General features: G+C 75.3%; 7 protein-coding genes. 6 read left to right on the forward strand and 1 reads right to left on the reverse strand.

The features are described from left to right. Position 1: 1 nt before the first annotated feature. Genes MF672_RS20715 through MF672_RS20740 form a run of 6 tightly spaced genes read left to right on the forward strand, consistent with a single transcriptional unit; the run spans position 2 to position 11,425 of the window. On the forward strand, positions 2–832 hold the full coding sequence (locus tag MF672_RS20715; protein WP_242375671.1) for an ABC transporter ATP-binding protein: 831 nt from the start codon (positions 2–4) through the stop codon (positions 830–832). Further along, on the forward strand, positions 822–1,637 hold the full coding sequence (locus MF672_RS20720) for an ABC transporter permease (RefSeq protein WP_242375672.1): 816 nt from the start codon (positions 822–824) through the stop codon (positions 1,635–1,637). The genes MF672_RS20715 and MF672_RS20720 overlap by 11 nt, the downstream gene beginning before the upstream one ends. A 29-nt stretch (positions 1,638–1,666) precedes the next feature. Continuing rightward, positions 1,667–6,412 carry a type I polyketide synthase gene (locus tag MF672_RS20725; protein WP_242375673.1) on the forward strand — a complete coding sequence of 1,582 codons (4,746 nt, stop codon included), beginning with the start codon at positions 1,667–1,669 and terminating at the stop codon, positions 6,410–6,412. After that, positions 6,409–7,680, forward strand: coding sequence for a beta-ketoacyl [acyl carrier protein] synthase domain-containing protein (locus MF672_RS20730; protein ID WP_247815340.1), 1,272 nt, complete (start codon positions 6,409–6,411; stop codon positions 7,678–7,680). Before MF672_RS20725 ends, MF672_RS20730 begins: the two co-directional genes overlap by 4 nt. After that, positions 7,677–10,265: an SDR family NAD(P)-dependent oxidoreductase gene (locus MF672_RS20735; protein ID WP_247815341.1), complete on the forward strand. Its 2,589-nt coding sequence runs from the start codon at positions 7,677–7,679 to the stop codon at positions 10,263–10,265. The genes MF672_RS20730 and MF672_RS20735 overlap by 4 nt, the downstream gene beginning before the upstream one ends. Next, positions 10,265–11,425 carry an acyl-CoA dehydrogenase family protein gene (locus MF672_RS20740; RefSeq protein ID WP_242375675.1) on the forward strand — a complete coding sequence of 387 codons (1,161 nt, stop codon included), beginning with the start codon at positions 10,265–10,267 and terminating at the stop codon, positions 11,423–11,425. The genes MF672_RS20735 and MF672_RS20740 overlap by 1 nt, the downstream gene beginning before the upstream one ends. On the opposite strand, the gene MF672_RS20745 is transcribed toward MF672_RS20740, so the two are convergent. After that, on the reverse strand, positions 11,388–12,233 hold the full coding sequence (locus MF672_RS20745) for a 4'-phosphopantetheinyl transferase family protein (protein WP_242375676.1): 846 nt from the start codon (positions 12,231–12,233) through the stop codon (positions 11,388–11,390). The two genes, MF672_RS20740 and MF672_RS20745, sit on opposite strands and share 38 nt — an antisense overlap. Positions 12,234–12,349 lie beyond the last annotated feature (116 nt).

Genomic DNA, 12,349 nt, shown 5'->3' on the forward strand with positions numbered 1-12,349 from the left:
GGTGGCAACCGATCTCGTCAAGCGGTACGGCACGATCCAGGCCCTCGACGGATTCTCGCTGAACGTGGCGCCCGGTGAGATCGTCGGGCTCCTCGGGCACAACGGCGCAGGCAAGACCACTTTCGTGGAGATCGTGTCCCACCTGGTCCGCCCGGACGGCGGACAGGTGACCATCGACGGCAGGAGCCCCGCCGCCGCCCGCGGCGAGGTCGGCGTGGCGCCCCAGCACATCGCGCTGTACCCCTCCGCCACGGTGCGCGAGCACCTGGAGCTCTACGGCAGGCTCGCCGGCCTGCGCCGCGCGGCGCTCCGCGCGGCCATCGAGGACCTGTCGGCCGTGCTGCGGCTGACCGGGCTGATGGACCGGCGGGCCGGCAAGCTGTCCGGCGGGCAGCAGCGCCGCACCCAGGCCGCCAGCGCCCTCGTGCACCGGCCCGGCCTGCTGCTGCTGGACGAGCCCACGGCCGGCGCCGACCTGGAGACCCGGCAGGCCATGCTGGACGTGGTCAAGCAGCGCGCGGGTGAGGGCGCGGCCGTCGTCTACACCACCCACTACCTGCCGGAGCTGACCGAGCTCCAGGCCACGATCGCGGTCGCCCGCGAGGGCCGGATCATCGCGCGGGGCGCCTGCGACGAGCTGCTGCGCGACCTGCCGGGCGAGGTGCGGGTCACCCTGGACGGCCAGGAGGAGATCGCCGTCTCCACCCGGGAGCCGGCCGCGACCCTCATCGACCTGCTCGGCCGCGCGGACCGCCCGGTCACCGGCGTGGACGTGCGCAACCCGTCCCTGGACGACCTCTACCGATCCCTGGCGGTCCACGATGCTCCTTGACACCCCGCCGAGCAGCGCCGGGACGGCCGGCGCCGCGCCGCGCCGGTCGGGCCTGCTCGACTCCGCGCACCGGATCGGCGCCCTCGCCCGGCACAACCTCACGCTGCGGCTGCGCGACCCCGGCCAGATGATCAGCTACGTCGTCATGCCGATGGTGCTGATGCTGGTGCTGAAGCCGCTCTACGTCCGGGCGATGCCGGGCGGGACCACGCAGATCGCGACCGGGCTGATGGTGATGTTCTCGGTGTTCGCGATCTCCATGGCCGGCAACTCGATCCTGTCGGAGCGCACCTGGCGCACCTGGGACCGGCTGCGGGTCAGCCGCGCGCCGGCGTTCGAGCTGCTGATCGGCAAGACGCTGCCGCTGTTCGGGGTGATGATCGCCCAGCAGGCGATCCTGCTGGTGTACGGGGTGCTGGCCATCGGGCTGCCGGTGCCGCCCGCGCCCGGCCTGGTGCTGGCGGCCATCCTGGTCTGGGCGTTCGCGCTGCTGGCGATCGGCGCGGCGCTGGCCACGCTGGTGCGCAGCCACGGCGAGCTCAGCGTGATCTCCGACGTGGGCGCGCTCACCCTCAGCTCGCTGGGCGGCGCCCTGGTGCCGCTCAGCATCATGCCGGACTGGGCGCAGGCCGCCGCGCACGTCTCCCCCGGCTACTGGGCGCTGGCCATGATGCAGGCCGCGGTCCGCGCGGACCTGCCGGGCGTCCTGGAGCCGGCCGCCGTCCTGCTGGCGATCGGCCTGCTGGCCGGGATGTTCGCCGCCCGCCGCCTGGCCCGCGGCTGGGGACGGGGCGGGCTGCTGTGAGTGCAACCTCCGTGAAGAAGGGCATGTCGATGAACCAGCACCAACCCACCGGCTCACCCGGCGACGACGGCATCGCGGTCATCGGCATGGCCGGCCGGTTCCCCGGCGCCTCGGACATCCCGTCGTTCTGGCGCAACATCAGCACCGGCGTCGAGTCCTTCACCCGGTTCTCCGACGACGAGCTGCTGGCGGCGGGCGTCTCGCCCGCGACCTTCCAGCAGCCGAACTACGTGCGGGTGCGGCCGGTCCTCGACGACGTGCGCGGCTTCGACGCCGGGTTCTTCGGCTACAACCCGCGCGAGGCGGCGCTGGCCGACCCGCAGCAGCGCATCTTCCTCGAGGTCGTGTGGGAGGTGCTGGAGTCCGCCGGGTACGCCGCCCCCGAGGGCCGGGGCCACGTGGGCGTCTTCGCCGGCATGAACATCAGCGGCTACCTGCTGACCCGGCTGATGGCGTTCGAGATGGGCATCGACACCAGCGCGCTGATGATCGGCAACGACAAGGACTCGCTGGCCACGAACGTCTCCTTCCGCCTCGACCTGGACGGCCCGAGCCTGTCGGTGCAGACGTTCTGCTCGACGTCGCTGGTCGCGGTGCACCTGGCGAGCGAGAGCCTGCGGCGCGGCGAGTGCGACATGGCGCTGGCCGGCGGCGTGTCGGTGCGCATCCCCGACCGCGTCGGCTACCTGTGGGAGGAGGGCGGCCAGGAGTCGCCCGACGGGCACGTGCGCACGTTCGACGCCGAGGGCCGGGGCAGCATGTTCGGCGACGGCGCGGCGGTCGTCGCGCTCAAGCGGCTGAAGGACGCGGTGGCCGACCGCGACACGATCCACGCCGTGATCCGCGCCTCGGCGATCAACAACGACGGCGCGGTCAAGTTCAGCTACCTCGCGCCCAGCATCGACGGGCAGCGCCGCTGCGTCTCGGCGGCCCTGGCCCGGGCCGGCGTGGACCCGGCCGACATCTCCTACGTCGAGGCGCACGGCACCGCGACCGAGGTCGGCGACCCGATGGAGGTGGCCGCGCTGACCCGGGCCTTCGGGCCGACCGAGCGCAAGCAGTACTGCGTGCTCGGCTCGATCAAGCCGAACGTGGGCCACCTCGACCGCGCCTCCGGCGCCACCGGCCTGATCAAGGTCGTGCAGTCGCTGCGCAACGAGCTGATCCCCGGCACCCTGCACTACCGCTCGCCGAACCCCGAGATCGACTTCGCCGCGAGCCCCTTCCGCGTCACCGCCGAGCCCACCCCGTGGCCGCGCGACCCCGGCAGGCCGCGCATCGCGGGCATCAGCTCGCTCGGCATGGGCGGCACCAACGCGCACGCGATCGTGACCGAGGCGCCGCTGCCGGAGCGGCGGGGCGCGCGCCCGCGCCGCTGGCAGATCCTGCCGGTCTCGGCCCGCACGCAGGCCGCCGCCGAGCAGTCCTGCGCGCGGCTGGCCGCGCACCTGGAGGACACCCGCGACGAGCTCGGGGACGTGGCCTGGACGCTGCAGGCCGGGCGCAAGGTGTTCGGGCACCGCAAGGTCGTCGTGGCCGACACCGCGCGGGGCGCGGCGGCCAGGCTCGCCGACCCGGCCGGCCCGCTCGGCCGGGCCGACTCCACCGTCGGCCGCAAGGTGGGCTTCCTCATCGCGGGCGTGGGCGAGCAGTACCCCGGCATGGTGGCCGAGCTGTACGCCGAGGAGCCGGGTTTCCGCGCCGACGTCGACGAGTGCCTGGCGGTGCTGGGGCTGACCGAGCCCGGGCAGCTCTCGGACGTGTTCGTCCCGGCCGGGACGGGCGAGACGGGCGGGGCCGGGGCGGGCGACCTGGCCCGGCTGCTCGGCCGGGCGGGGCCGGCGGCGCCGCGTCCCGCCGGGGAGGCGCACCTGATCCAGCCGGCCGTGTTCGTCGCCGAGTACGCCCTGGCCAGGAGGCTCATCAGGTGGGGCATCCAGCCGGACGTCATGATCGGCTACAGCCTGGGCGAGTACGTCGCCGCGTGCCTGGCGGGCGTGCTGTCCCTCGCCGACGCGCTGCGCCTGGTCGCCTACCGGGCCAAGCTCATCACCTCCCGCCCCGAGGGCGCGATGCTCGCGGTCTCCGCCGACGAGCAGCGCCTCCGCACGCTGCTCGGCGAGCTGTTCGAGCGCGAGCTGGACGTGGCCGTGCGCACCGGCTCGCAGGTGGTGCTGGCCGGGCCGCACGAGGCCGTCGACCAGGCCGCCGAGCTGCTGCTGAACGCCAGGATCGGGCACCGGCGGCTGGAGACCACGCACGCCTTCCACTCGCGGATGCTGAAGCCGGTCGCCGGCGAGCTGACGGCGTGGATCGCCGACAACGTCACCCTCAACCCGCCGCGCGTGCCGTACCTGAGCAACGTGACCGGCGAGCCCGCCACCGCCGAGGTCGTGACCGACCCGGCCTACTGGGCGCGGCACATGTGCGAGACGGTCGAGTTCGGCAAGGGGCTCGGGCACCTGCTCGGGCAGGCGGACCTGGCGCTGGCCGAGATCGGGCCGGGCCAGTCGCTCGGCGCGCTCACCCGCGGCCACGCGGCCTGCGACCGCTCCCAGTGGCCGCTCATCGTGACCACGCTGCCCGCCGCGAACGACCCGCAGGACGCGGGCGCGGCCCTCGCGACCGCCGTCGCCCGCCTGTGGCTGACCGGCGTGCCGGTGGACTGGGCCGCCCTGCACGAGGACGAGTCCCCCGGCGGATCGGGTGCCGAGCGCTGGCGGCCGGGCCGGGTGCCGCTGCCGACGTACCCGTTCGAGCACCAGGACTACTGGCTCGACATCGACCAGAGCGCGGCCCGCGGCGCGGCCCCCGCCTTCGACGAGAGCGACCCGACGAGCATCGCCAAGGCCTACCCGCGGCTGCCCGACACCCGCTGGATCCACACCCCGGTGTGGAAGCAGACCACGCTGCGCCCGCCGCGCGAGGAGGAGGCCGGCCGCTGGCTGGTCTACACCGACGACGCGCTGGCCGCTCCCCTGCTGGCCCACCTCGCGCGCACCGGCGGGGACGTGGTGCTGGTGCGGCCCGGCGAGCGGTTCTCCAGCGGCCCTGACGGCCTGACCGTGCGGCCCGGCTCCCCTGAGGACGCCCTCGCCGCGCTCCGCGACCTGGCCGGGCGCGGCTGGGAGCCCGAGCGGGTCGTCCATCTGTGGTCGGCCGGCGACGAGCCGGACGGCACGCCGATCGAGGAGAGCCTGCAACGCGGCCTGCACACCCTGGTCGCCCTCGCCCGCGCGGCCGGCGACCTGGGCCTCGGCGGCTGGACCCTCGACATCGTCACCTCCGGCGGCCAGCGGGTGCTGCCCGGCGACCGGGTGCGTCCGGCGCTCGGCACGCTGCTCGGCCCGACCCGGCTCATCCCCGTCGAGTACCCCAAGGTCAGGACGCGGCTGATCGACGTGGACCGGGGCGGCGGGGACCCCGGCAGCGGGGACGCGCTGCTCGCCGAGCTGCGCGCCGACCCCGCCGACCAGGTGGTCGGGCTGCGCGGCGGGCAACGCTGGATCCCCGACTACGAGGTCCTGGACGCGGCCGTCATCGAGGCCCGCCCGCCCGCCGCCGAGGTGCGCCGTGGCGGCGTCTACCTGGTGACCGGCGGCCTGGGCGGCATCGGGCTCGCGATGGCCGAGCGGCTGGCCGGGCAGTACCAGGCGCGGCTGGTGCTGCTCGGCCGGACACCCGTGCCGCCCCGCGAGCAGTGGGGCGCGATCCTCGCCTCCGACAGCGCCGTGCCCGAGGTGCGGCGGCGGCTGGAGGGGCTGCGGCGGCTGGAGGCGGCGGGCGCCGAGGTCGTCACCGTCGCCGGCGACGTCTCCCGCCCCGAGGACGCCCGCCGCGCGGTGGACGCCGCGATCGAGCGCTTCGGCGAGCTGAACGGCGTGCTGCACTGCGCCGGCGTGCCGGCCGTCGGGCTCATGCAGTTCAAGACCGTCGCCGACATGGACCGGGTGCTCGCGCCGAAGGTCATGGGCACGCTCGCGCTGGCCGAGGCGCTGCGCGGGCGGCCGGTGGACTTCCTGGCGCTGTACTCCTCCACCACCTCGGCCACCGGCGGCGGCGCCGGCCAGGTCGACTACTGCGCGGCCAACGCCTTCCTCGACGCCTTCGCCCTCGCCGGCGCCCTGCCCGGCACGGCGGTCGTCTCGGTCGACTGGTGCGAGTGGACGTGGAACGGCTGGACCGAGGGCCTGGAGAACTACGACGAGGGCTCCAAGCAGTACTTCGCCTGGTACCGGGAGAACTTCGGCCTCACCTTCGACCAGGGCTGGCAGACGCTGCTGCGGGCGCTGGCCAGCGGCGAGCGGCACGTGGTGGCCTCCACGCAGGACTTCGCGCCGCTGGTCGCGATGAGCCGCAAGTCGTCCATCGAGAGCCACCAGGCGACGGTGAAGAAGATCCGCGACGCGTTCGGCCGGCATCCGCGCCCGGACCTGTCCACCGCCTACGTCGAGCCGCAGTCGGAGACGGAGGAGACCATCGCCGGCGTGTGGTCGGAGGCGCTGGGCCTGGAGCAGGTGGGCGTGCACGACAACTTCTTCGAGCTGGGCGGCAACTCGCTGCTCGGCATGGAGATCATCGCCGACGTCAGGCGGGCGCTGGGGCTGTCCTACCTGCCGCCGCACATCCTCTACCAGGCGCCCACGATCGCCTCGCTCGCCGAGGCCGCGCGCGCCGGCCAGGAGGCGGGCGAGCAGCCGAGCCAGGACCGGGACCAGCAGCGGTCCCGCATCGCCCAGCGGCGGAACATGCTCAGAAGCGGGAGGACGTCTTGACCGGAACCGACGTGACAGGGATGGAGGCGACCGGGACCGACTACGACTCAGCGGTCGCGCTGGTCGGGATGTCGGGGCGCTTCCCCGGCGCCCGCAGCGTCGCCGAGTTGTGGGAGAACCTGGTCGCCGGCACCAAGGGCCTGCGGATGATCACCGAGGAGGAGCTGCGCGAGGCCGGGGTAGACCCCGGCCGGCTGGCCGACCCCCGCTACGTGCGCGTCGGCGGCCCGCTGGACGACCTCGACCGCTTCGACGCGACCGTCTTCGGCATCAACCCGCGCGAGGCCGAGACCATGGACCCGCAGCACCGGCTGTTCCTGGAGTGCTCGTGGGAGGCGCTGGAGGCGGCCGGCTACTGCCCGACCGACGTGCCGGGGCAAGTCGCGGTGTTCGGCGGGTGCGGGTTCCCCGACTACATCGTGCAGAACCTGCAGCACCTGCAGACCCAGCCGGGCGGGGCGCTGCTCATGGCCGTGGGCAACGAGCGGGACTCCCTCGCCTCGCTGGTGTCGTACAAGCTGGGGCTGCGCGGGCCGGCCGTGTCGGTGCAGACGTTCTGCTCGACGTCGCTGGTCGCGGTGCACCTGGCCTGCCAGAGCCTGCTGACGTACGAGTGCGACGTGGCGCTGGCGGGCGGCGCGTTCACCCCGCTCCCCCAGCCCGCCGGCTACCTGTACGAGCAGGGCGGCATCATGTCGCCCGACGGCCGGGTGCGCAGCTTCGACGCCGAGGCCGCCGGCACGGTGATGGGCAGCGGCGCGGGCGTCGTGGCGCTCAAGCGCATGGCGGACGCGCTGCAGGACGGCGACGTCATCCACGCGGTGATCCTCGGCTCGGCCGCCAACAACGACGGCCGGCTGCGCGCCGGCTACACCGCGCCCGGCGTGGACGGCCAGGCCGACGTCATCGAGTCGGCGCTCGGCGTGGCCGGGGTCAAGCCGGACACCGTCGGCTACGTCGAGTGCCACGCGACCGGCACCATGCTGGGCGACTCGATCGAGCTGGCCGCCATGAACCGGGTGTTCGCCACGCCGCGCGACACGCCGTGCGTGCTGGGCTCGCTCAAGCCGAGCCTCGGCCACCTCGACCGGGCCTCCGGCGTGACCGGGCTGATGCGGGCGGCGATGGCGCTCAAGCACGAGGTGCTGCCGGCCGTGCCGGACTACGGGACGCCGAACCCGGCGCTCGCCTCCGCGCAGGACCGCTTCACCGTGCTGACCGAGGACCGGCACTGGCCGGAGGCGCGGGCCCGCGCCGGGCCGGCGTGAGCTCGTTCGGGCTCGGCGGCACGAACGCGCACGTCGTGCTGGAGCAGGCGCCGCCGCGCCCGGCCCGCCCGGCGCGGCCCGGGCCGCACCTGCTGACCTTCTCCGCCGCCGACGAGCAGGCGCTCGGCGAGGTGACCGAGCGGCTGCGCGCCCACCTGGCCGAGGACGGGCGCGACGACCTGGCGGACGTGGCGTTCACGCTCCAGGTGTCGCGCGGCGGGTTCGCGGTGCGCCGGGCGGTCGTCGTCCGGGACCGCGAGGACGCCGTGGCGGCGCTCGGCGACCCGGAGCGGTGGATCGGCGGCCGGACCCAGCGGCGCAACCCCAAGGTCCGGCTCGTGGCGCCCGCGGCGGAGCCGCCGTCCGGCTGGTGGTGGGAGCTGCACGCGGCGGTCGAGGCGGTGCTGCGGCACGGGCCCGCGCCCGCCGGCTCTTCCCGCGAGGCGGCGCTCGGCGCGCTGGCCGACGCGCTCGGCGGGCTCGGCGTCCCCGTCGTCCGGGACGAGGGGACACCGGCCGAGGAGGTCGTGGTGGCCCCCGAGGACGGCACGACGGCCGCCGCCTGGCTGCTCGCGACCGTGGCGCGGCTGTGGCTGGCGGGCGCCTCGCCCGACTGGGCCGCGCTGCACGGCGGCCTGGGCCGCCGGGTCGAGCTGCCGACGTACCCGTTCCAGCGGCGCCGCTTCTGGGTGAAGGCCGCGCCCGCGCAGGCCGCGGCGCAGGCCGGCGAGGGCAAGACCTACGACCGCGACCGGTGGACGCACCTGCCGAGCTGGCGGCAGCGGCCGCTGCCCGTCGCCGGCCTGGACGAGCGGCTGCGCGAGGCCGGGCCGTGGCTGGTGCTCACGGCCGACGAGCGCGGCGAGGCGCTGGTGAGGCGGCTCGGCCGGGCCGGCGCCGAGGTGACCGCGGTGCGGTACGGCGACCGGTTCGCGCAGCAGGACAGCGGCGACTTCACGATCCGGGCGGGCAAGCCCGACGACGTGGCCGAGCTGATGTACTCGCTGGTCGCGATGCCCCGGGCGATCGTGCACGGCCTCAGCCTGGCCGCCGCGCCGCCCGCGCCCGGCGCCGACCCCGTGGAGCACTTCGCCGCCGCCCAGCACGACGGCTTCTACTCCGCGCTGGCCCTGGCGAGGGAGCTGGTGGACAACACCGGCGCCGCGCCGCGGGCCGAGCTGGTGCTGCTCACGCCGCAGGCCGTGAGCGTGGCCGGCCCCGACCTGCGCCACCCCGAGCACGCCACGCTCGCCGCGCTCGCGCCCAGCCTGCAGCAGGAGAACCCGCGGCTGCGCTGCCGCCACCTCGACCTGGACGCCGCCGCCGGCCCCGCCGCCGCCGACGCCCTGGCCACCCGGGTGCTGGCCGCCGCCGTCTGCCCGCACGAGGGGCCGATGGCGGTGCGCGGCGACGAGACGTGGCTGCGCCACTACGCGCCCTATCCGGTGCCGGAGCCGGCCGAGCCGCCCTTCCGCGACGGCGACACCGTGCTCGTCACCGGCGGGCTCGGCGACGTCGGCCTGGTCCTCGCCCGCCACCTGGCCGACCGGTACGGGGCCCGTCTGGTCCTCACCGCGCGCTCCCCGCTGCCGCCCCGCGCCGAGTGGGACGCCTGGCTGGCCGCGCCCCCGCCCGGCGGCGAGCGCGCCGCCCGGCACGTCGCCAGCATCCTGGACCTGGAACGCCGGGGCGCGAGCGTGCTCGCCCTGTCGGCCGACGTCGCCGACGAGGACGCCATGCGCGCCGTCGTCGAGGCCGCGGTCGAGCGGTTCGGCGGCATCGACGTCGTCGTGCACGGCGCCGGCGTCCAGGACGGCGCCTACTTCAACTTCGCGCACCTGATGGACCGGCCGCAGTGCGAGGCGCACCTGGCCGCCAAGGTGACCGGCTTCCACGTGCTGCAGAAGGTGCTCGGCGAGCACGCCGCCGACCGGCGCATCACGTTGTCGTCGATCGCGGCGGTGCTCGGCGGCATGACGCTCGGCCCGTACGCGGCCGCCAACGCGGCGCTGGACGCGTACGTGCGGACCGCCCGCGCCGAGGGCGCCGGCCGCTGGGTGACCGTCGACTGGGACACCTGGAACATCGACCCCGACCGGGTCGCCGGCCACAGCGGCGCGGTCGTGGACTACGCGATGACCCCGGCCGAGGGCATCGACGTGCTCGAACGGGCGCTGTCGGCCGCCGACCGGGTCGGCCACCTGGTGATCTCCACCGGGTCGCTGGAGGCCAGGCTCGCGCAGTGGGTCACCGGCGACCTGCACGAGGGCGACGACGACTTCGACGACCGCGAACGCCATCCGCGTCCCGAGCTGAACAACCCGTACGTCGAGCCGCGCCCCGGCACCGAGGCGGCGCTCGCCGACATCTGGTCGCGGGTGCTCGGCATCGACCCCATCGGGGCGCTGGACAACTTCTTCGAGCTCGGCGGCCACTCGCTGCTGGCGATCGAGCTGACCACCAGGATCCGGCGCAACCTCGCCGCGTCGGTGCCGGTCACCGGCCTGCTGGAGTGCCCGACGGTGCGCCAGCTCGCCGAGCTGCTCGACGACCGCGACGACGACGTCAGCGGCGGTGAGAGCTGATGAAGCAGCCCGACTACCTGCGGACCGTGCAGGGCTTCGCCCGGCGCGAGCTGCTGGGCAAGGAGCCCTACCTGGACTCGCTGGCCGAGGCGCCGCTGCCGCTCTACCGGCGCTTCGCCGAGACGGGCCTGGCCAACTGGTGGATGCCGAAGGAGTTCGGCGGGCTCGGCATGGGGCTGGAGGAGAGCGTCAGGATCTCCGCCGAGCTGGCCTACGCCGACGCCGGCGTCGCCTTCACCCTGTTCATCCCGGTGCTGGCCACCAGCATGGTCACCTGGTACGGCGAGGCGGCGCTCAAGGAGCGCCACCTCGGGCCGCTCGTCGCGGAGCACGGCTTCGCCGCGACGCTCGGCAGCGAGCACGCGGCCGGCAGCGAGCTGGCCCGCATCTCCACCACCGCCCGGCGCGACGGCGGCGACATCGTCCTGGACGGGCGCAAGGCGTTCTCCACCGACACCGACTTCGCGCGGTTCGTCGTGGTGATCGCGCGCGCCGAGGACGACCCGGCCGGCTACCTGGCCGTCCTGGTGCCGCGCGACACGCCGGGCGTCGCCGTGGAGAAACGGTGGGACGTGATCGGGCTGCGCTCGTCGGCGACGTACCAGGTGTCGCTGTCCGGCGTGCGCGTCCCGGCCGGGAACGTGCTGCGCGGCAACGGCCTGCGCCTGCTGGAGGTCGGCCTGAACGCCAGCCGCATCCTCATCGCCGCCACCGCGCTCGGCATCGCCCGCCGGATCAGGGACGTGTGCATGGAGTACGCCAAGTCCAAGTCGGTCAAGGGCGCGCCGCTGACCGCCAACGCGGTCTTCGCGGGGCGGCTCGGGCAGTTCGAGATGCAGATCGAGGTCATGGCCAACCAGTGCCTGGCGGCGGCGCGCGCCTACGACGAGATCGCCTCCCGGCCGGACGCGGGCGAGGAGTTCCTGCGCGTGGGGACGCTCAAGCAGGCGCTGACCACCAAGATGTTCTGCGGGCAGACGGGCTGGCAGATCGCCTCGGCGGCGTCGGAGATGTTCGGCGGCCTCGGGTACACGCACGAGTCGGTGATCGGCAAGCTGCTGCGGGACATGCGGTACGTGTCCATCGTGGAGGGCGGCGACGACGTGCTGCGCGACCTGGTGTTCAGCCGGTACGTGGTGCCGGTGTCGAAACGATCGTGACCAGCGCGGCGGCGTAGCCGGGGGCGACCCGGAGCCAGCGGACGGGACCATGGAGGGAGCGCGGGCCGGTGGAGGCCGCGCTCCCTTCGTCGTGCCCGTGGTCGGCGACGCGGACGGCGGACAGGCCCGCCAGGCCGGCGCCGGTCGCCTTGACGAACGCCTCCTTGGCGGTCCACAGGCGGAAGTAGCCCGTCAGGGCGGCGGCGGGGGCGGCGGCGCGCAGACGGGCGGCCTCCTCCGGCTGGTACAGGCGGTCGGCCATGGCCAGGGGGTCGAGGTCGGCGCGGATCCGCTCGACGTCCACGCCGGCGCGGACGCCCGGGGGCGCGAGCGCGATCAGGGCCCAGGAGTCGGAGTGCGACAGGTTGAAGTCGACGAGGCCGCCGGGGAGGTGGTCGTGCGTGCCGGGATGCAGGCAGGGGCGGCCGGCGTCGTCCGTGGCGAGGCGCACCTCGTGCGGGGGGAGGCCGCAGACGCGGCCCAGCACCGCCCGCAGGGCGGCGTGGGCGGCCACGTACCGGCGCCGGTCCAGCTCGCCCGCCAGCGCCAGCGCTCGCTCCCGTTCCCGCCCGGACAACCACTCCCACCCGCCCTGCCACCGGGGCCCGTCCAGGAACACCTTCCACACCCGCACCTCGGGCAAGGCCGGGAAGGACCCCCGCCCGCCCACCGGCGACGGGCGCGGGGCGCGCGACCCGATGCCCGCCCCCAGCCGGCGCACGACGAAGGGCCGCGCGCCCACCGGCAGCGGGCGCGAGGCGGGAGGCCGCTCCCCCGCGCGGGATCGACGCAGGACGAAAGACCGCACGCCCACCACCGACGACGGCAGCACCGAAACCCGCACACCCAGCGGACGCGCTCCCGTTGACCGCACACCCGAGGCAAGCCGGCGCAGCGCGAAGGACCCCGCACCCGGCGCCGGCG

The sequence above is a fragment of the Actinomadura luzonensis genome (assembly GCF_022664455.2).
GTDB lineage: Bacteria > Actinomycetota > Actinomycetes > Streptosporangiales > Streptosporangiaceae > Nonomuraea > Nonomuraea luzonensis.